At 65.3% G+C, this 19382-nt stretch carries 16 protein-coding genes and 1 pseudogene; 12 read left to right on the top strand and 5 right to left on the bottom strand.

Annotation, left to right across the window (positions count from 1 at the left end):
• The first annotated feature begins 119 nt into the window (after positions 1 to 119).
• From bamA to fabZ, 3 genes are read left to right on the top strand one after another with little or no spacing between them, the layout of a single operon-like run.
• Entirely contained in the window at positions 120 to 2660 is a 2541-nt protein-coding gene (gene bamA / locus ACVMDN_RS17975; RefSeq protein ID WP_057016498.1) for an outer membrane protein assembly factor BamA, read from the top strand.
• Between the two features lie 32 nt (positions 2661 to 2692).
• Positions 2693 to 3754: a UDP-3-O-(3-hydroxymyristoyl)glucosamine N-acyltransferase gene (gene lpxD / locus ACVMDN_RS17970; protein WP_253608478.1), complete on the top strand. Its 1062-nt coding sequence runs from the start codon at positions 2693 to 2695 to the stop codon at positions 3752 to 3754.
• Positions 3754 to 4212: a 3-hydroxyacyl-ACP dehydratase FabZ gene (gene fabZ / locus ACVMDN_RS17965; RefSeq protein WP_016841580.1), complete on the top strand. Its 459-nt coding sequence runs from the start codon at positions 3754 to 3756 to the stop codon at positions 4210 to 4212. The genes lpxD and fabZ overlap by 1 nt, the downstream gene beginning before the upstream one ends.
• A 12-nt stretch (positions 4213 to 4224) precedes the next feature.
• Here the strand turns inward: fabZ and ACVMDN_RS17960 are convergent, their stop codons facing one another.
• Positions 4225 to 4548, bottom strand: a complete 324-nt coding sequence (locus tag ACVMDN_RS17960; protein ID WP_076825388.1) for a KTSC domain-containing protein — start codon at positions 4546 to 4548, stop codon at positions 4225 to 4227.
• 147 nt (positions 4549 to 4695) lie between these two features.
• On the opposite strand from ACVMDN_RS17960, the gene lpxA reads away from it, so the two are divergent.
• The 5 genes from lpxA (at position 4696) to ACVMDN_RS17935 (ending at position 8786) form a co-directional block, all read left to right on the top strand.
• Positions 4696 to 5490, top strand: a complete 795-nt coding sequence (lpxA, locus tag ACVMDN_RS17955; RefSeq protein WP_028334015.1) for an acyl-ACP--UDP-N-acetylglucosamine O-acyltransferase — start codon at positions 4696 to 4698, stop codon at positions 5488 to 5490.
• 19 nt (positions 5491 to 5509) lie between these two features.
• The gene (locus ACVMDN_RS17950; protein WP_076825416.1) at positions 5510 to 6367 is read left to right on the top strand and encodes an LpxI family protein; all 858 of its coding nucleotides are present in this window, start codon (positions 5510 to 5512) and stop codon (positions 6365 to 6367) included.
• Entirely contained in the window at positions 6367 to 7545 is a 1179-nt protein-coding gene (gene lpxB / locus ACVMDN_RS17945) for a lipid-A-disaccharide synthase (protein ID WP_456835082.1), read from the top strand. Before ACVMDN_RS17950 ends, lpxB begins: the two co-directional genes overlap by 1 nt.
• Before the next feature lie 119 nt (positions 7546 to 7664).
• Entirely contained in the window at positions 7665 to 8324 is a 660-nt protein-coding gene (locus ACVMDN_RS17940; protein ID WP_076825392.1) for an SRPBCC family protein, read from the top strand.
• A gap of 93 nt (positions 8325 to 8417) precedes the next feature.
• Positions 8418 to 8786, top strand: coding sequence for an ArsR/SmtB family transcription factor (locus ACVMDN_RS17935; RefSeq protein WP_246786912.1), 369 nt, complete (start codon positions 8418 to 8420; stop codon positions 8784 to 8786).
• Positions 8787 to 8820: 34 nt separating this feature from the next.
• Here the strand turns inward: ACVMDN_RS17935 and gltA are convergent, their stop codons facing one another.
• Positions 8821 to 10122, bottom strand: coding sequence for a citrate synthase (gene gltA / locus ACVMDN_RS17930; RefSeq protein ID WP_028339667.1), 1302 nt, complete (start codon positions 10120 to 10122; stop codon positions 8821 to 8823).
• Between the two features lie 160 nt (positions 10123 to 10282).
• Entirely contained in the window at positions 10283 to 11704 is a 1422-nt protein-coding gene (gltX, locus tag ACVMDN_RS17925) for a glutamate--tRNA ligase (RefSeq protein ID WP_057016504.1), read from the bottom strand.
• Between the two features lie 201 nt (positions 11705 to 11905).
• On the opposite strand from gltX, the gene ACVMDN_RS17920 reads away from it, so the two are divergent.
• The 3 genes from ACVMDN_RS17920 to ACVMDN_RS17910 all read left to right on the top strand — a co-directional run bounded on the left by ACVMDN_RS17920 (position 11906) and on the right by ACVMDN_RS17910 (position 14666).
• Complete coding sequence (locus ACVMDN_RS17920) at positions 11906 to 13585, top strand: glutamine--tRNA ligase/YqeY domain fusion protein (protein WP_076825395.1); 1680 nt, start codon at positions 11906 to 11908, stop codon at positions 13583 to 13585.
• 45 nt (positions 13586 to 13630) lie between these two features.
• Entirely contained in the window at positions 13631 to 14017 is a 387-nt protein-coding gene (locus ACVMDN_RS17915) for a YybH family protein (RefSeq protein ID WP_076825397.1), read from the top strand.
• Positions 14018 to 14303: 286 nt separating this feature from the next.
• Positions 14304 to 14666, top strand: a complete 363-nt coding sequence (locus ACVMDN_RS17910) for an SPW repeat domain-containing protein (RefSeq protein WP_076825399.1) — start codon at positions 14304 to 14306, stop codon at positions 14664 to 14666.
• Between the two features lie 333 nt (positions 14667 to 14999).
• Here the strand turns inward: ACVMDN_RS17910 and ACVMDN_RS17905 are convergent, their stop codons facing one another.
• Positions 15000 to 16328 carry an MFS transporter gene (locus tag ACVMDN_RS17905; protein ID WP_057016507.1) on the bottom strand — a complete coding sequence of 443 codons (1329 nt, stop codon included), beginning with the start codon at positions 16326 to 16328 and terminating at the stop codon, positions 15000 to 15002.
• A gap of 429 nt (positions 16329 to 16757) precedes the next feature.
• On the opposite strand from ACVMDN_RS17905, the pseudogene ACVMDN_RS17900 reads away from it, so the two are divergent.
• Positions 16758 to 19038: pseudogene (locus tag ACVMDN_RS17900) on the top strand (ComEC/Rec2 family competence protein).
• Here the strand turns inward: ACVMDN_RS17900 and ACVMDN_RS17895 are convergent.
• Positions 19035 to 19262 (bottom strand): hypothetical protein, encoded by a 228-nt coding sequence (locus ACVMDN_RS17895; RefSeq protein WP_076825420.1) that lies wholly within the window; start codon positions 19260 to 19262, stop codon positions 19035 to 19037. The pseudogene ACVMDN_RS17900 and the gene ACVMDN_RS17895 overlap by 4 nt on opposite strands.
• Positions 19263 to 19382 lie beyond the last annotated feature (120 nt).

Genomic DNA, 19382 nt, shown 5'->3' with positions numbered 1-19382 from the left:
GTTCGGCTCTAGTAAGTTTGCCCCCTTGGCAAATTTGGTTACAAGCTGAGCGGCAGGTTGGGAATCTGTCGGGTCGTTGGGGAACGATCTGACATCGTTAAGATAAGGGCGCATTGCGCATGATGTTTGGAATGCGAGTGAGGGGGGGGCTGTTCGCCGCCTTGGTCATGTTCGCCGCGCCGGTGGTTGCCACCTTGGCGACCGTAGCTGTGTCTGTGCCTGCGTCGGCGCAGACCGTCGATTCGATCACGGTGGAGGGGAACCGCCGTGTCGAGCTTGAAACCATCCGCTCCTACTTCCATCCCGGACCGGGCGGTCGGCTGGCCCAGGCCCAGATCGACGACGGTCTGAAGGCGCTGATCGAGACCGGCCTGTTTCAGGACGTCCATATCGACCAGCGGGGCGGGCGCCTCGTCGTGGTCGTGGTCGAGAACCCGGTGATCGGCCGCGTTGCCTTCGAGGGCAACAAGAAGATCAAGGACGAGCAGCTCACCGCTGAAGTTCAGTCCAAGCCGCGCGGCACGTTCTCGCGCCCGATGGTCCAGTCGGACGCCCTGCGCATCGCCGAAATCTACCGTCGGTCCGGCCGCTATGACGTGCGGGTCAATCCGCAGATCATCGAGCAGCCGAACAACCGCGTCGACCTGATCTTCGAGGTCAATGAAGGCGTGAAGACCGGCGTCCGGTCGATCGAGTTCATCGGCAACAGCGCCTATTCGGCGTCCCGTCTGCGCGACGTCATCAAGACCCGCGAATCGAACATCCTGAGCTTCCTCGGCGGCAACGACGTCTACGATCCCGACCGGGTCGAGGCCGATCGCGACCTGCTGCGTCGCTTCTATCTCAAGAACGGCTATGCCGACGTCCAGGTCGTGGCCGCGCTGACCGAATACGATCCCGAGAAGAAGGGCTTCCTGGTTACCTTCAAGATCGAGGAAGGCCAGCAGTACCGTGTCGCGTCGGTCAACTATACGTCGTCGATCGCAACGCTCGACCCGAACGCGCTGCGCACCTACTCGCGCGTCAATGTCGGCTCGCTCTACAACGCCGAGGCGCTGGAGAAGTCGGTCGAGGAGATGCAGATCGAGGCATCGCGCCGCGGCTACGCCTTCGCGGTGGTCCGGCCGCGCGGTGATCGCAACTTCGACAATCACACGGTGTCGATCACCTTCGCGATCGACGAAGGTCCGCGCACCTATATCGAGCGCATCAACATCCGCGGCAACAGCCGTACCCGCGACTACGTGATCCGCCGCGAGTTCGATATCTCGGAAGGCGACGCCTACAACCGTGCGCTGGTCGACCGCGCCGAGCGCCGGCTGAAGAACCTCGACTTCTTCAAGACGGTGAAGATCACCACCGAGCCGGGCTCATCCAGCGATCGCGTCATCCTGATCGTCGATCTCGAGGAGAAGTCGACCGGTGACTTCTCGGTGTCGGGCGGTTATTCGACCACCGACGGCGCGCTGGCCGAAGTCAGCGTCTCCGAGCGCAACCTGCTCGGCCGCGGCCTGTACGCGAAGGCGTCGGTGACCTACGGCCAGTATGCCCGCGGCTACTCGCTGTCGTTCGTCGAGCCCTATCTGCTCGACTACCGCGTCGCGCTCGGCCTCGACCTCTATCAGCGCCAGCAGCTGTCCAACAGCTACATCGCCTACGGCACCAAGACGCTGGGGTTCAGCCCGCGGCTCGGCTTCAGCCTGCGGGAAGATCTCTCGCTGCAGCTGCGCTACTCGATCTACCAGCAGGAAATCACCCTGCCGTCGACGCTGAACAACTGCAACAACGTGCCGACCCTGCCGGATGGAACGCCCAACCCCGCGTTCAATCCGAGCCCGGCCTATGCGAACCTGAACGGGATCAGCCTGGTGTCGACCAATGGTCTCGGCTGCTTCTTTGACGGCGAAGCCTCGCTGCCGGTCCGCAAGGAGCTGGCGGGCGGCAAGACCCTTACGTCGGCGCTGGGTTACACGCTCAACTACAACACGCTCGACAACAACAAGAACCCGACCGACGGTCTGATCGTCGACTTCAAGCAGGACTTCGCCGGTGTTGGCGGTGACGTCAGCTACATCAAGACCGCGATCGACGCGAAGTACTACACCCCGCTGGTCTCCGACATCGTCGGCGTGATCCACGCCCAGGGCGGCATCCTGAACAAGCTCGGGACTTCGGATCTGCGCATGCTCGATCACTTCCAGATGGGCCCGAACCTGGTCCGCGGCTTCGCGCCGAACGGTATCGGTCCGCGTGACATCAACCCGTACGGCACCATGGACGCCATCGGCGGCACCAAGTACTGGGGCGTGTCGGCGGAACTGCAGATGCCGTTCTGGTTCCTGCCGAAGGAAGTCGGGCTCAAGGGCGCGGTCTATGCCGACGCCGGCGGGCTGTACGACTACCAGGGCCCGACCTCGTGGGCGGCGACCGGCGAAGTCAACGTGCCTGGCTGTGTCAGGCCGACGAACAATCCGCCGTCTCCGGGTACGTGCCTTGGCCTGAGCTACGACGACAGCAAGGTTGTCCGCACCTCGGTCGGTGTCGGCCTGATCTGGCAGTCACCGTTCGGCCCGCTGCGCTTCGACTACGCGGTGCCGCTGACCAAGGGTGCGTTTGACCGCACGCAAGAATTCCGGTTTGGCGGCGGTACGACGTTCTAAGACCGATTGCCAACCGGACTGCGACGGATGGAATGGCGCAGCCGATCTTCTACAAGAGTCCTCCTTCGTCATCGCTGGCTGAAATAGCCGCGCTGACGAAGGCGCAACTGGTCGACCCCGAAAGGGGCGCGCTTCAGATCAGGGGGCTGGCCTCGCTCGACGAGGCCGGTCCGATGCATCTCGCCTTTTTCGACAATCTGAAATACGCCGACCAGCTTGCCGCGACCAAGGCCGGGGCGTGTCTGGTCAGCCCGCGCTTCGAGGCGCAGGTGCCGAAGGGCACGGCCGTGCTGCGGGCGGCGAAGCCGTTCCAGGCGTTCGTCGAGCTCGCCCGGCAATGGCACGCCGATGCCCTGCGGCCGCAATCCTGGTTCGACACCGAGGGGATCGCGCCGTCGGCGATCATCGATCCCACCGCGCGCCTCGAGGACGGCGTCATCGTCGATCCGCTGGTCGTGATCGGCCCGCGGGTCGAGATCGGCTCGGGCACCATCATCGGCGCCGGCGCGGTGATCGGGGCCGATGTCAAGATCGGCCGCGACTGCAATGTCGGCGCCAAGACCACCATTCAGTTCGCGCTGATCGGCAACAACGTCCTGATCCATCCCGGCTGCAATATCGGCCAGGACGGCTACGGCTTCATCTTCTTCGGGCCGGCCGGCCATGTGAAGGTGCCGCAGACCGGCCGCGTGGTGATCCAGAACAATGTCGAGGTCGGCGCCGCCTCGACCATCGACCGCGGTTCCCTGCGCGACACCGTGATCGGCGAGGGCACCAAAATCGACAATCAGGTCCAGATCGGCCACAATGTGACGATCGGCCGGCACTGCCTGCTGGCGGCCCAGATCGGGCTCGCCGGCAGCCTGACCATCGGCGACAATGTCGCGCTCGGCGCCAAGGTGGGCATCAACAACCACCTCAAGATCGGCGACGGCGCCCAGGTGACGGCGATGAGCGCGGTCAAGGACGACATCCCGGCCAACGGTCGGTGGGGCGGGCATTTCGCCAAGCCGACCAAGCAGTGGTTCAGGGAAATTATCGCAGTGGAGCGTCTGGTGCGCGACAACGAAGCCAAAGGTGAGGGGCAGGAGTGATGGAGGAGGCACCGGTCAAATTCGAGCTGGTGGATATCAACGATATCCTGAAGACTCTTCCGCATCGCTTTCCGATGTTGCTGATCGACCGGGTGATCAAGATCCGCACCGACTACAGCGGCATCGGCATCAAGAACGTCACCTTCAACGAGCCGCCGTTCCAGGGCCACTTCCCGGACCGCCCGGTCTACCCCGGCGTGATGATGATCGAGGCGATGGCCCAGACCGCCGGCGTCATCGGCATCAAGTCGGTCGAGGGCACCGAGAAGCCGCGCGCGGTGTATTTCCTCACCATCGACAAGTGCAAGTTCAGGAAGCCGGTGATGCCCGGCGACACCATCGAGTATCACATGCGCTCGCTCGGCCGGCGCAAGACGATGTGGTGGTTTCACGGCGATGCCAAGGTCAACGGTCAGGTCGTCGCCGAAGCCGATGTCGGTGCGATGCTGACGGATTAGGCCGCGCCGGTCTCACGACGTGGTGCAGGTGTAGCGGCCGTCCGCGCCCGCGATCCGCAGGACGCGATTGAGGAAGATGCCCATCGATGGCGCGTTCATCAGCGCGTCGTAGGTTTCGGCAGGGACGCCGCAATAATGCTGGTAGCTGCCTCTGACCGCGACCAGCAGCGCGCGTTGATCCGTGCTGTAGCAGACCCGCTGGACGATCGTGCTGCGGTTGATGTCGCGGCATTCGAAGCTCGAGAGGTCGACCGCCGTGCTGTTGCCGAGATCGACCGTCTCCGGGCCGATTGGCGCAGAGAGCAGGCTGAGGATCAGCGCGGCGGCCCGGACCATGGATCGGTTGCGACCTTCTCTTGCAACAGGCGGTCATGATACGTCACTGGACAGGGCGGGCAAAGTCGCGCTAACGACCGCCCAAATCGATAGGCTGGCGCCTCGATAGCATCTTGGCGCCATTAACGAATTCCGGACCGAAATTTCATGAGCATGATCGACCCGACTGCGCGGATTGCCGATGGCGCTGTGATCGGGGCCGGCACCGAGATCGGTCCGTACTGCATCGTCGGCCCCAACGTCGTGCTCGGTGAGAACTGCAAGCTGATCGCGCATGTCACGATCAGCGGGCATACCAGGATCGGCGCCGGCTGCATCATCTCGCCGTTCGCCGCGCTCGGCGGGCCGCCGCAGGATCTCAGCTATCGCGGCGAGCCGACCCGCCTCGAAGTCGGCGAAGCCTGCACGATCCGCGAGGGCGTGACGATGAATGTCGGCACGGTCAAGGGCGGCGGGCTCACGCGCGTCGGCGATCGCGGCTTCTTCATGAACAACAGCCATGTCGGCCATGACTGCATGGTCGGCAATGGCGTGATCTTCGCGACGTCGGCGACGCTCGGCGGCCACTGCGAGATCGGCGACTTCGTCTATATCGGCGGCCTGTCGGCTGTGCACCAGTTCACCCGCGTCGGCTCGCAGGTGATGATCGGCGGCGTCTGCGGCGTGCGCGGCGACATCATCCCGTTCGGCCTCGCCAACGGTCAGTACGCGGTTCTCGAAGGACTCAACATCATCGGCATGCGGCGCCGCCAGTTCACCAAGGCGCGGCTGGCGACGGTGCGCGCGTTCTATCAAAAGCTGTTCCACGGCCCCGGCATCTTCGCCGAGCGGCTCGCCTCGGTGCAGCCGCTGGCGGGCGAGGATCCGGCGATTGCGGAAATCCTGGCCTTCATCGAGGGCGGCAAGCTGCGCCCGCTCTGCCTTCCCGCCGATACCAATTGAGCAGGGGATGGCCGCCAGCATGACGTCAGCGGCTCCCTCGCTTTCCTCGCCGGTCGGCGTCATCGCCGGCGGCGGCGCCATGCCGTTCGCGGTCGCCGACTCCCTGGTTGCGCGCGGCATCACGCCGGTGCTGTTCGCGCTGCGCGGCGCCTGCGATCCGGCGCGCGCGCAGCGGTTTCGTCACCGCTGGATCTCGGTCGGCCAGCTCGGGCGGGCGACCCGGCTGTTCCGCGACGAAGGCTGCCGCGATCTGATCTTCATCGGCACCTTGGTGCGGCCCGCGCTGTCGGAAATTCGGCTCGACTGGGGCACGCTGCGCCTGCTCGGCCACGTCGTGCGCGCATTTCGCGGCGGAGACGATCATTTGCTGTCGAGCGTTGGCCGCATCCTCGAGCAGCAGGGCTTCCGCATGGTCGGGATCAAGGATGTCGCGCCCGATCTGTTGATGCCGGAGGGCGCCGTGACGCGCGCGGCGCCCGACAGCACGGCGCTCGCCGACATCGCGCGCGGACGCGGCGTGCTTGACGCGCTCGGCCCGTTCGACATCGGTCAGGCGGCCGTGGTGATCGACGGTCATGTGGTAGCGGTCGAGGATATCGAGGGTACCGACGGGCTGCTCGCGCGCGTCGCGCGGCTGCGCGCCGAGGGTCGCGTTCGCGCCAAGGCCGGCCGCGGCGTGCTGGTGAAGGCGCCGAAGAGCCGGCAGGATCTGCGCTTCGATCTGCCGACCATCGGCCCGCGGACGGTCGAGGGCGCGGCAGCAGCCGGTATCGCCGGCATCGCCGTGATCGCCGGCAATACGCTGGCCGCCGAGCCGCAGGCCCTGGTCGAGGCCGCCGACGCCAGGGGGCTGTTTGTCATCGGGCTGGCGGGCTGATGCAGCTGCGCAGCCCCAGCACCGCTCGCAAGATCTTCCTCATCGCGACCGAGGAATCCGGCGACCGCCTCGGCGCGGCGCTGATGCAGGTGCTGCGCCAGCGGGTCGGCGATGCCGTGCAGTTTTCCGGCGTCGGCGGTCGGGCGATGACTGCTCAGGGAATCGCCCCGCTGTTTCCGATCGAAGAGCTCTCGATCATGGGCTTTGCCGCCGTCGTGAAGCAGTTGCCGAAAATCCTGCGATTGATCCGGCGCACCGCCGATGCCGTGCTCGCCGACGCGCCTGACATGCTCGTCATCATCGACAGCCCCGATTTCACCCACCGCGTCGCCCGTCGCGTCCGCGCCCGCAACCCGAACATTCCGATCGTCGATTACGTATCCCCGTCGGTCTGGGCCTGGCGGCCGGGCAGGGCGCGCGCGATGCGGGGCTATGTCGACCACGTGCTCGCGCTGCTGCCGTTCGAGCCGGAGGAATATCGCAAGCTGCAGGGACCGCCGTGCAGCTATGTCGGCCACCCCCTGACCGAGCAGCTCGCCACGCTGCGCCCGAACGAGGACGAGCAGAAGCGGCGCGATGCGCAGCCTCCGGTGCTGCTGGTATTGCCCGGAAGCCGGCGCAGCGAGATCAGGCATCATCTGGCGCTGTTCGGCACCGCGCTCGGCCAGCTCAACAAGCAAACGCCGTTCGAGCTCGTGCTTCCCACCATGCCGCATCTCGAGGCGATGGTGCGCGAGGGCGTCGCGTCGTGGCCGGTGGTGCCGCGGCTCGCGATCGGCGAGACCGAGAAGCGCGCCGCGTTCCGTGTCGCCCGCGCTGCGCTCGCGAAGTCGGGCACGGTGACGCTGGAGCTCGCGCTGTCAGGGATTCCCATGGTGACGGCCTATCGCGTCGGCGCCGCCGAGGCGTTCATCCTGCGCCGCGCGATCCGGGTGTCCTCGGTGATCCTCGCCAATCTCGTGATCGGCAGCGATATCATTCCCGAGTTCCTGCAGGAGGACTGCACGCCGGACGAGCTCGCGGCGGCGCTGGGCGACGTGCTTGCGGATTCGCCCGATCGTCTGCGGCAGCTCGTGGGGTTCGCGACGATGGACGGGAAGATGTCGACCGGCGACCAGCCGCCGAGCGTCCGCGCCGCCGACATCGTGCTGGCGGAAATGGGCCGCCGTTCGGCCTAGCCAATCGATCGTGCCCTCGTTCAGTTCAGTGGCGACATCCCGCCGCAACGATCTCGCTTGCGCTGAATATTTAGACCGTCCTAATATTAGCAATAGCTAATATTAGGACGGAGCATGCCATGAAGATCGACCCGGTCGCCTATCTCGGAGCCGTCATTCGCGAAGTCGCCTTCCGGGAACGCGACGGCAAGCCGGCCCGGGCGGTGATCGCGACCCGCAGCTACGACACCGACATTGCCGATCTCTGGGATGTGCTGACCAACCCCGAACGCATTCCGCGCTGGTTCCTGCCGATCTCGGGCGACCTGAGGCTTGGCGGCCGCTATCAGTTCCAGGGCCATGCGGGCGGCGAGATCACGACGTGTGAGCCACCGCGCCGGCTTGCCGTCACGTGGGAGTCCATGGGCACGGTCAGCTGGGTTAGCGTCACGCTGGCCGAGAATGGCCCGGACGCCACGCGCCTGGAATTGGAACACCTCTCGGTGATCGAGGGCGACTTCTGGGACCGCTACGGGGCCGGTGCGGTCGGCGTCGGCTGGGATCTCGCGCTGCTAGGGCTCGCGCTCTATCTGGCCATGCCGCCCGGCGAGGAATTCGACCGCGCCGCCGCGTCCGCCTGGCCAGCCACCGGCGACGGCAAGGAATTCATCCGCCGCGCCAGCGAGGACTGGTGCAGGGCCTCGATCGCGGCGGGCACCGAGGAGGCTGCGGCGCGCAGATCGGCCGCAAACACCACGGCGGCCTATTGCGGCGAGCCGGAGCCGGGGAGCGGAGGCTAGAGCATGATCCGGAAAAGTGTGAAGCGGTTTTCCCTCGCGACAAACGCGAAGCGTTTGCGCGGAGATCATGCTCAAACGAAGAGCTAAAGCGGGATGACGATGCAGTCTCATCGCGCTTTAGCGACCTTGCACGCCTTCGACATCCTCGGCGATCCCGTCCGCCGGCGCATCCTGGAACTGCTTGCGACCGGCGAGCACAGTTCGGGCGACGTCGTTGCGGTCGTGCAGCGCGAGTTCGGCATCACCCAGTCGGCGGTGTCGCAGCAGCTGCGGATCTTGCGGGACGCCGGTTTCGCGTCGGTGCGTGCCGAGGGCACGCGCCGCATCTATGCGGTCGAGCCGGCGCGGCTGCGCGAGGTCGACGACTGGCTCGACCGGTTCAGGGCGTTCTGGCTGCCGCGCCTTGACGCGATCGCGACCGAAGTTGCGCGGGGCAAACGAAAACGGCGCCATCAGGAATGATGGCGCCGTCCCGGATTCTCTTCAGCGATGCAGCTTACTTGCGCTTGTCGATCTGCACATAGTCGCGGCGTGCGACGCCGGTGTAGAGCTGGCGCGGACGGCCGATCTTCTGCTGCGGGTCCTCGATCATCTCGCTCCACTGGCTGATCCAGCCGACGGTGCGGGCGACCGCGAACAACACGGTGAACATCGAGACCGGGAAGCCCATCGCCTTCAGCGTGATGCCCGAATAGAAGTCGACGTTCGGGTAGAGCTTGCGATCGATGAAGTAGGGATCGCTGAGCGCGATCTTCTCGAGCTCCATCGCGACCTTGAGCATCGGATCGTCGCCGTGGCCGGTCTCCTTCAGCACCGCGTGACACATCTTCTGCATGATCTTGGCGCGCGGATCGTAGTTCTTGTAGACGCGGTGGCCGAAGCCCATCAGGCGAACTTCGCTGTTCTTGTCCTTCACCTTGGCGATGAAGTCCGGAATGTTTTCGACCTTGCCGATGCCGTAGAGCATGTTGAGCGCGGCCTCGTTGGCGCCGCCATGCGCCGGGCCCCACAGGCAGGCGATGCCTGCCGCGATGCAGGCGAACGGGTTGGCGCCCGACGAGCCGGCGATGCGTACCGTCGAGGTCGAGGCGTTCTGCTCGTGGTCGGCGTGCAGGATGAAGATCTTGTCGAGCGCGTCGGCGAGCACCGGGTTGATCTTGTAGTCCTCGCAGGGGACCGCGAAGCACATGTTGAGGAAGTTCTCGGCAAACGAGAGCGAGTTCTTCGGATACACGAAGGGCTGGCCGACCGTGTACTTGTAGGCCATCGCCGCCAGCGTCGGCACCTTCGCGATCATCCGCATCGAGGCGATCATGCGCTGACGCGGATCGTTGATGTCGGTGGAGTCGTGATAGAACGCGGCGAGCGCGCCGACGGCGGCGACCATGATCGCCATCGGATGAGCGTCGCGGCGGAAGCCCTGGAAGAACCGCGCCATCTGCTCATGCACCATCGTGTGATGGATCACGCGATGGTCGAAGTCCTTCTTCTGCGCCGGGGTCGGAAGATCCCCGTACAGCAGCAGGTAGCAGGTCTCGAGGAAGTCGCCGTGCTCGGCGAGCTGCTCGATCGGATAGCCACGGTACTCGAGCACGCCGGCGTCGCCGTCGATGTAGGTGATCTTCGACTGGCAGCTGCCGGTCGAGGTGAAGCCGGGGTCGTAGGTGAACACCCCGGCCTGGCCGTAGAGCTTGGCGATGTCGATGACATCAGGCCCAACCGTGCCGCTCAGGATCGGGAAATCGTAGTTCTTGTTGCCGATGGTGAGTGTGGCTGTCTTGCTGGATTTTGCGTCCATCGTGATATCCCCGATGAATTCGTTGCGAAAACCGACCTTGCCCAGTCGCTAAATTGCGGCCCATGGCGGGGCGGAACGGCTTGTGGAGAAAGCGTCCGGGATTGGGTAGCTCATTGCCATGTGCGCTGCAAGATGGACCCTGGAGGGGGTCCATGCAGGATCACGCCGCCTGATCGGCGAGGCGGGCAAGGCACTCCTGGCGTCCCAGCACGGCCAGCACGTCGAATATGCCCGGCGACGTCGTGCGTCCCGTCAGTGCCACCCGAAGCGGCTGGGCGACGGCGCCGAGTTTCAGGTTGTTCTGCTCGGCGAAATTCCGCATCGCGGTCTCGGTGGTTTCCGCCGTCCAGTCGTTGACGGCTTCCAGCGCGGTGCGCAGGCGGCCGATCAACGCGCGCGTTTCCGGCGTCAGCAGCGCCACAGCTTTCGGATCGAGCGCGAGCGGACGATCGGCGAAGATGAAATAGGCGCCCGAGATCAGCTCGATCAGCGTCTTGGCGCGCTCCTTCAGGCTCGGCATCGCCCGCAGCAATTGCGCGCGGGTGGTGTCGTTGAGCTTGGCCTTCAGCGCGGCGCCCTCGGGAACATAATCCAGCACGCTCTCGAACTGGGTCACGAGGGATTGATCGTCGCTCTGTCGGATATAGTGACCGTTGAGGTTCTCCAGCTTGGCGAAATCGAACCGTGCCGCAGAACGGCCGATGCCCGAGAGGTCGAACGCGTCGATCATCTCCTGGGTCGAGAAGATCTCCTGATCGCCATGGCTCCAGCCGAGCCGGACGAGGTAGTTGCGCAAGGCGGCCGGCAGGTAGCCGAGCGCGCGGTAGGCGTCGACGCCGAGCGCGCCATGGCGCTTCGACAGTTTCGAGCCGTCGGGACCGTGGATCAGCGGAATGTGGGACATGCTCGGCAGTTCCCACTCCAGCGCGTCGTAGATCTGCTTCTGACGCGCGGCGTTGATCAGGTGGTCGTCGCCACGGATGATGTGAGTGACGCCCATATCGTGGTCGTCGACCACGACCGCGAGCATGTAGGTCGGGGTGCCGTCGCCGCGCAGCAGGACGAGGTCGTCGAGGTTCTCGTTCTGCCAGACCACGCGGCCCTGCACCTGGTCCTCGATCACGGTTTCGCCGGTCTGCGGCGCCTTGAGGCGGATGGTCGGCTTGATGCCGTCGGGCGCCGTGGCCGGATCGCGGTCGCGCCACATGCCGTCATAGAGGCGGGTGCGGCCCTCGGCGCGCGCCTTCTCGCGCATCGCGGTGAGCTCTTCCGGCGAGGCATAGCAGTAATAGGCGCGCCCGGCGGCGAGCAGGCTCTCGGCGACCTCGCGATGGCGGGCAGCGCGGCTGAACTGGTAGATGACCTCGCCGTCCCAATCGAGCTCGAGCCACTTCAGGCCGTCCAGGATGGCGTCGATCGCCTCCTTGGTCGAGCGCTCACGGTCGGTGTCCTCGATCCGGAGCAGCATCTTGCCGCCGAGCTTCCTGGCATAGAGCCAGTTGAACAGCGCGGTGCGGGCACCTCCGATATGGAGGAAGCCGGTCGGTGAGGGGGCGAAGCGGGTAACGACGGGTTTGGTCATGATCGAGCGAGACGTATGCTGAGACGGCGGTGGTGTATATCAGGAACCGGACATAACTAAACCCCCGGCTGACCTTTTGCCCACCAAACCAGGCCTCAAACCAGACTTGAAACCAGGCTTGAAACCAGACTTGAAACCAGACTTGGCCGGACGGCACGAATTTGGCAGAAGGTTGAGCTGACTCCTCCAGGGAACCCTTTGATGACGACTGACACGACGGCAGAGGCAGGGCGCGACTTCATCCGCGACATCGTCCAGGCCGATCTCTCCTCCCACAAGCACAACCGGATCGTGACCCGTTTCCCGCCGGAGCCGAACGGCTACCTGCATATCGGCCACGCCAAGTCGATCGCCCTGAATTTCGGCATCGCGCAGGAGTTCGGCGGCCAGTGCAATTTGCGCTTCGACGACACCAATCCGACCAAGGAGGAGCAGGAGTACATCGACTCCATCCAGGCCGACGTCCATTGGCTCGGCTATGACTGGGGAGCCAACCTGTTCTATGCGTCGGACTATTTCGAGCGCCTGTACGATTGGGCCGAGGGTCTGATCAAGGCCGGCTATGCCTATGTCGACGATCAGTCCCAGGAGGAAATCCGGCTGTCTCGCGGCACGCTGACCGAGCCCGGCAAGAACTCGCCGTTCCGCGACCGCTCGGTCGAGGAGAACCTCGATCTGTTCCGCCGCATGAAGGCCGGTGAGTTCTCGAACGGCGCCCGCGTGCTGCGCGCCAAGATCGACATGGCCGCCGGCAACATCAACCTGCGCGATCCGGTGCTCTACCGCATTCTGCACGCCCATCATCCGCGTACCGGCGACAAATGGTCGATCTATCCGAGCTACGACTACGCGCACGGCCAGTCGGACGCGATCGAGGGCATCACCCATTCGATCTGTACGCTGGAGTTCGAGGATCACCGCCCGCTCTATGAGTGGCTGCTCGACAAGCTGCCGGTGCCTTCGAAGCCGCGCCAGTACGAAATGGCACGGCTCAACCTGACCTATACGCTGCTGTCCAAGCGCGTGCTGACCCAGCTCGTCCGTGACGGCCACGTCTCGGGCTGGGACGATCCGCGCATGCCGACCATTGCCGGCTTGAAGCGGCGCGGCGTGCCGCCGGCCGCGGTGCGCGAATTCATCAAGCGCATCGGCGTCGCCAAGGCCAACAGCGTGGTCGATGTCGGGATGCTCGAATTCTGCATCCGCGAGGAGCTGAACCGCACGGCGCTGCGCCGGATGGCGGTGCTGCGGCCGCTCAAGGTGGTGATCGAGAATTATCCGGAAGGGCAGGTCGAGGAGATCGAGGCGATCAACCATCCCGACAATCCGGAAGCCGGCACCCGCAAGATCGCGTTCGGCCGCGAGCTCTATATCGAGCGCGACGACTTCATGGAGAATCCGCCGAAGAAGTTCTACCGCCTCTCGCCCGGCAACGAGGTGCGGCTGCGCTATGCCTACTTCATCAAGTGCACCGGCGTGGTGAAGAACGACGCCGGCGAGATCGTCGAACTCCGCGCGACCTACGATCCCCTAACCAAGGGCGGCAATGCGCCCGACGGCCGCAAGGTCAAGGCGACGATGCACTGGTTGCCGGCGGCGCAGTCGAAGCCTGCGGAGATCCGTATCTACAACCAGCTGTTCGCCAATCCGAGCCCGAACGCGGCCGATTTCGCCGCCGACCTCAATCCGCAGTCGCTCGAAGTGCTGAAGGATGCGCGCGTCGAGCCGGCGATCGCCGAGAGCAATTCGCCCGATCCGGTGCAGTTCGAGCGGCAGGGCTATTTCGTGCGCGACGCGGATTCGACGCCGGACCGGCTGGTGTTCAACCGCACCATCGGCCTGCGCGACACCTTCGCCAAGGAAGTCGGCGGCAAGGGCTAGCCGAGAGGAAGCGCGTCCCGAGCGGACAAGCGGACGGGGGGATCGATGCCTGATGAATCCGACGAGATTGCCTCCGCCATCATCGCCAGATGGTCGGCGGGTTTCAGCAGGCTCGATGCGAATGCGTTAAGCGCGCTCTATTCGAAGAGCGCGTTCTTCTTCGGCTCGAACCCGACGCTGTATCGCGGCCGCGACGGCGTCAAAGCCTACTTTGACGGTCTGCCGCGCTGGCACGCGCCGCGCGTTCAGTTCAGCGATGTCAGGGCAGAACGGGTCAACGCCGATCTCGTCAACATGGCGGGCATCGCGTCATTCGTCCTCGACGGCGATGCGCCCTCGCTCGCCGTCAAGATCACCTGGGTGATCGCGCGCGAGGACGGCGACTGGAAGATCGTCTGCCACCACGTCTCGTCGCAGACGCCGCTGATCTAGGCTCAGCGCTGGAGCTGACGAAAAAGTCGAGGGCCGGCGGGCCCTCGTAGTCAGGGAGAGTGCGCGGGGCCGGGCGCCTCGCGGCTGCACCCAACTCGCAGGCTATCCGGATCGCGCTGCATTGCGAGGAGGGACCAAGGTCGTAGGCTGCGGAACGCGGCTTCCGGGCGCCCGGACGGCAGCAAGGTCGTCGGCTCGCGGATCAGCAGCGGCAACACATCGCAGGTCGGACGGATGCTTTTTTGTCCGCGCCGCACCATGTCTTCGGAAGAAGGAGGTGAGGATCATGCGCATTCAACACTGGCAGGATGCTGCCAGCCTGTTGGTAGGCGCCTGGCTGGTCGCATCGCCGTTTGCACTGGGCTTTTCCGGGGCAGCTCTCTGGATATCCATCGCGCTCGGATTGGGCGTCGTGCTGTTCGCCCTGGAGGCATTCATCATTCCGTCCTATCTGGAGGAATGGGGCGAGATGCTGATGGGGTTGGCTCTGGTGGTGGCACCCTGGACGTTCGGCTACCAGCAGGGATCGGTCACGACGAGCAGCGTGCTCGCCGGGGTCGTGGTGATCGTGCTCGCGTGCTGGGAGCTGACGATGGATCGTGATTTCGCCACCTGGTGGCACGATCGCTGGCATCACCGAGCTGGCTGAGAGGAAGCTGACTGAGACGCTGGCCTGACCGCCAACCAAAGGCGGCCGGAGCGGGGATTTGCGTGGCGCGGGATCCCCTCCATGCCGCTCCGACGTAACGCGGATGCAGGTTCTGCAGAGACATCTCGCCAGAGACGGCGGGTGTGGGACGATTCAGAAGCGTCGTCCCGCACTCGCTGGACGGCGGCCATGGCGCCTGCTGCAGGGTGAGAGCGCTTTCGAGCGACGTGGATAGCGGCTCGCGTAAGGAAAACGCGTCGAGACAAGCTTCGAGAGTCCCGTTCCGATCCCGTCGGAACGGAGCTGTAGTCGCCCGTCAGCAAGGCGACTCCGTCACGATGCGGCTTTCGCCTCGATCTGCTCCCAAATTCTGGTCTTGCGTGTTTCGGGCATGATGAAAACGGCGATCACGAAGCACACCGCGGGAACGACAATCGGGTAGATCAGCGCATAGCCGATGCTGCCGGTCGCCGCGAAGGCGGCTGATGTGATGAACGGCACCAATCCGCCGCCCCAACCATTGCCGATATGATACGGCACCGAGACCGAGGTGTACCTGATCCTGGCCGGGAAAAACTCCGCCAGGAACGCGCCGACCGGCCCGTACACCATCCCGACGTAGCAGACGAGGATGAAGATGATGAAGACGGCGACCGGATAGTTGATGTGTCCCGGTTGCGTGACCATGCCGAGCCACAGATACAGCGGATAGTAGGTGATCGCGGCAAGCAGCATTCCTCCGAGGATCACGGACTTGCGGCCGATCTGATCCGACAGCCAACCAAAGAAGATCAGGCTCGGCGTTGCGATCAACAATGCGGCTCCCACGATGTAGGCCGAGGTAACCGCATCGACCTTGGAGACCTGCTGCAGGAAGTACAGTGCCCAGAATTGACCACTGTACCAGACCACGCCCTGTCCAATCAGGACGACGATAGCGATCAGGATGTACTTGATGTTGGCGCTGAGGAAGGCTTCCCGCCAGGGATTCCTGGTCATCTGTCCCTGTGCCTTGATCTCCTGGAAAATCGGCGTCTCCTGGAGTTGCAGGCGGATGTAGATGGCGATGGCCACCAGCACGAACGAGACCAGGAACGGTACGCGCCACGCCCATTCGTCAAAGGCCTGATTGCCGGCCCAGGTTCGGGTCAGAACGATCACCGCCAGCGACACCACGATCCCGAGCGTCGGCGAGGTTTGTAGCCAGCCCGTGTAGTAGCCGCGGCTGTCGTCCGGAACATGCTCGGCGACGTAGGTGATGGCGCCGCCATATTCGCCGCCCAGGCAGAGACCCTGGATCATCCGCAAGCCGAACAGAACGAATGCGGCCGTCAGGCCGATCGACTGATAAGTTGGGATCAGTCCGATCGCTCCCGTTCCCAGGCCCATTCCGCTCAGCGTAATGAGGAATGTATATTTGCGGCCGACCCGATCGCCCATCCATCCGAACAGGAAGGCCCCCAGCGGGCGGATCAGGAATCCCGCAGTGAACAGCGCGATCGTGCTCAGCAGGGCTGCGACGGGGTGGGATTGCTCAAAGAACTTGACCGACAGAACGGCGGCCAGGCTGCCAAAAATATAAAAGTCGTACCATTCAATGATGTTTCCCACTGACGCAGCGACAATCACGCGGCGAAAATCGCTTGGTACTTGAATTGCCATGTGCTGCTCCTCTCAAAAGCAAACGCTACTCCTCGCGTTTTTCAGCGATCTATCCGCTCGCGGAGTGCGCGTGGTGCACGGCGTTACAGGCGAGATTTGCGCGTTCGTCCGCAACGCCTGATCTCAGGGGAGTTGTGGCCACCTGAGAGGAGCTCCAGCGGCCTTCAAGTGCCGCGAGCCGTCACTGCCTCATCCCTGTCTATTTGGGAGTGGAGGCATCAGGACAGTCTATTCCTAATGTGATCGGTATCTTAGTGAGACTTTCGGCTCGATCGATTTGACGCAGGCGGCAGCTGTGGCCCGGCGCGAGCTAGGCAAGGCGCAGGACGATCCAGGTACCCCGGGCGTTCCCGGTCCGTATTCTGCATCCGTTCCGCTGGGCGACGGGGCCATCCGCTAGCCTGCCGCCCGGCAGGGATCGCAGGCGGAATGGCGGAGCAGGGCACGACGCCGGGCGGCAAACGCGGCTACGCGGGGACGTGGCCGCCGCGCACGGCTGCGCCGATCGGAGGCTTTCTCCCGGGCGCGCGCCGGGATCTGGAAGCCTCTCGTCGAGACATTGCGGCAATGGGCGCGCGCGGAGGCGGGGGCGGGCCGCCTGTTGCCCTGGGTGCCGGTGGCGTTCGGCACCGGCATCGCGTTCTATTTCGCGGCCGAGCACGAGCCGGTGCTGTCGGTCGCGGCCACCGCCGCAATCCTGCTCTGCCTGCTGGCGCTGCTGCTGCGGCGGCGCAGCGTGTTTCCCGTCATCGTGATGCTGGCCGCGGTCGCCGCGGGCTTTGCGACGGCGACCTGGAAGACGGCGCGCGTCGCTCACACGGTGCTGGCGCGGCCGATGTTCTCGGTGGCGCTGACCGGCTTCGTCGAGACGCGCGACATCCGCGAGAAGACCGATCGTTTCGTGCTGCGTGTGGTTTCGATGGAGAGCCCGCGCGACATGACGAAGCTCGATCGGGTCCGGCTCTCGGTGAAGAAGGGCACCGCGCCCGATGTCGGCAGCTTCGTTGAATTGAAGGCACGGCTGATGCCGCCGCTCGGGCCACAGCGCCCGGGCTCCTATGATTTCGGCCGCGACCTGTATTTCCAGGGCATCGGCGCCTCCGGCTTCGTGATGGGCGCCGTCAAGACCAGGGAGCCGCCTGCGACCGGCGGCTTTGCGCTGCGCTACGCCGCCTTCATGCAGGGCCTGCGCGACACCATCGACGCGCGGATTCGCACCACGCTCGACGGCGACCAGCGCGCGATCGCGACCGCCTTGCTCACCGGCCGGCGCGATGCGATCTCGTCGCCGGTCAACGATGCGATGTTCATCTCGGGACTCGGCCACGTGCTGTCGATCTCCGGCTACCACATGGCCGTGGTCGCCGGCGTCGTGTTTTTCGCGGTGCGCGCGCTGCTCGCGCTGTTTCCGGCGCTGACGGCGGCGCATCCGATCAAGAAATGGGCGGCGGCGGCCGCGCTGGTCGCCGCCGCATTCTATCTTCTGCTGTCGGGCGCGGAGGTCGCGACCCAGCGGTCATTCTTCATGACCGCCGTGGTGCTGCTCGCCGTGATCGTCGACCGCCGGGCCATCACCTTTCGCACGCTGGCGGTGGCAGCGCTGATCGTGCTCGCGATCGCGCCGGAGGCGCTGGTGCATTCCAGTTTCCAGATGTCGTTCGCCGCGACGCTCGGGCTGGTGGCGCTGGTGCAGATCGGGCTGCCGAACCTGCTGGCGTCGCCCGACCATTCGGCGACCGCGCGCGTCGCGCTGTGGGGCGGGCGCGAGCTCACGATGCTGATGCTGGCCTCGCTGGTGGCGGGGCTGGCGACGACGCCCTATGCCGCATTCCATTTCCACCGCGTGACGCCCTACGGGCTGCTCGCCAACCTCGCGGCGATGCCGGTGGTCTCGGCGGTCGTGATGCCGGCCGGCCTGCTGGGGCTCGTCGCCATGCCGTTCGGCTTCGACGGCGTGTTCTGGGCGATCATGGGTCTTGGCATCGACTGGATGATCCTGGTGACGCAATGGGGCGCCGCACTCCCGGGCGCGGTCGGCCGCATGGCGGCGTTCGGCATCGGGCCGCTGATCGCAGCGAGCGCCGGCATCATCCTGCTCGGGCTGCTGCGCACGCCGCTGCGCTGGTCAGGTGCGGTGCTGCTGCTGGTGGCCTCGGTCTGGGCGCTCAGGGTGCCGCAGCCGGACGTGCTGATCTCGGGCGACGGCCGCAATGTCGCGGTGCGTGGCGGTGATGGACGGCTGCATCTAATGCACAGCGCCAAGGATGCATTTTTGGTCAAGGAGTGGCTGGCGGCGGACGCCGACGCGCGCACCGCCACCGATGCGTCGCTCGGCGAGGGCGTCTCCTGCGATGCCAGCGGCTGCGTGACCTAGGGACCCGGCGGCGCCTTCGTCGCGCCGGCGACCCGGCCGGAGGCCCTAGTGGACGACTGCGAGCGCGCAGGCCTGATCGTGACGGCGCGGCCGGCGCCGCAGGGCTGCGCGGCATCGGTGATCGATGCCGAGCGGCTGCGCCGCCACGGCGCGCTGGTGCTGCGACGGAGCAGGGACGGCTACGTCGTCGATGCGGTCAAGCCCGGCGGGATCGACCGGCCGTGGTCGCCGGCGGTTCCCGGCGACGGCGAGAGCGAGACGACGCTACGCGCCCCCGCGCCGCGGCCTGCGGTGGATGCGACGCCGGCCGAGACCGATCTGCAGGGCGATGATTAGCCGTGGTCCGGCAAGGGCGCGCTCGGCAGCTCGAACAGGCCGAGATGGTATTCGTCGGAGTCGGGGCCGGCGTCGGGCTTCTTGACGAGAGTGAAGGAAGCCTCGGGAAATTGCTCCCAGACTTTCAGGTCGTCGGCCGTTACCGTCAGCCAACCGAACCGGAACATGTAGCGGCCCGGTTCCGTGACGCGTCCAGCCTTTTGCCATGTGACCTTATCGACCACCGCGCACGTCCTCCGTACCCGATGATGCGCCAAGGTGCCGGCCGACGCAAATCTCCTTCTGCGCCCCGGAAGCGGGAGTCCGGGGTCGCCCGAAATTGCTTAGGTCATCCGCCGCCGAAC

The organism is Bradyrhizobium sp. USDA 4510 (assembly GCF_054059095.1).
Note: the sequence above shows the minus strand (reverse complement) of the source record. Positions and strands in the feature narration are given on the sequence as shown.

Bases quoted from the DNA above. Each gene is read 5' to 3' on its own strand.
- bamA (WP_057016498.1), top strand. From the start codon at position 120: ATGATGTTTGGAATGCGAGTGAGGGGGGGGCTGTTCGCCGCCTTGGTC.
- lpxD (WP_253608478.1), top strand. From the start codon at position 2,693: ATGGCGCAGCCGATCTTCTACAAGAGTCCTCCTTCGTCATCGCTGGCT.
- fabZ (WP_016841580.1), top strand. From the start codon at position 3,754: ATGGAGGAGGCACCGGTCAAATTCGAGCTGGTGGATATCAACGATATC.
- ACVMDN_RS17960 (WP_076825388.1), bottom strand. From the start codon at position 4,548: ATGGTCCGGGCCGCCGCGCTGATCCTCAGCCTGCTCTCTGCGCCAATC.
- lpxA (WP_028334015.1), top strand. From the start codon at position 4,696: ATGAGCATGATCGACCCGACTGCGCGGATTGCCGATGGCGCTGTGATC.
- ACVMDN_RS17950 (WP_076825416.1), top strand. From the start codon at position 5,510: ATGACGTCAGCGGCTCCCTCGCTTTCCTCGCCGGTCGGCGTCATCGCC.
- lpxB (WP_456835082.1), top strand. From the start codon at position 6,367: ATGCAGCTGCGCAGCCCCAGCACCGCTCGCAAGATCTTCCTCATCGCG.
- ACVMDN_RS17940 (WP_076825392.1), top strand. From the start codon at position 7,665: ATGAAGATCGACCCGGTCGCCTATCTCGGAGCCGTCATTCGCGAAGTC.
- ACVMDN_RS17935 (WP_246786912.1), top strand. From the start codon at position 8,418: ATGACGATGCAGTCTCATCGCGCTTTAGCGACCTTGCACGCCTTCGAC.
- gltA (WP_028339667.1), bottom strand. From the start codon at position 10,122: ATGGACGCAAAATCCAGCAAGACAGCCACACTCACCATCGGCAACAAG.
- gltX (WP_057016504.1), bottom strand. From the start codon at position 11,704: ATGACCAAACCCGTCGTTACCCGCTTCGCCCCCTCACCGACCGGCTTC.
- ACVMDN_RS17920 (WP_076825395.1), top strand. From the start codon at position 11,906: ATGACGACTGACACGACGGCAGAGGCAGGGCGCGACTTCATCCGCGAC.
- ACVMDN_RS17915 (WP_076825397.1), top strand. From the start codon at position 13,631: ATGCCTGATGAATCCGACGAGATTGCCTCCGCCATCATCGCCAGATGG.
- ACVMDN_RS17910 (WP_076825399.1), top strand. From the start codon at position 14,304: ATGCGCATTCAACACTGGCAGGATGCTGCCAGCCTGTTGGTAGGCGCC.
- ACVMDN_RS17905 (WP_057016507.1), bottom strand. From the start codon at position 16,328: ATGGCAATTCAAGTACCAAGCGATTTTCGCCGCGTGATTGTCGCTGCG.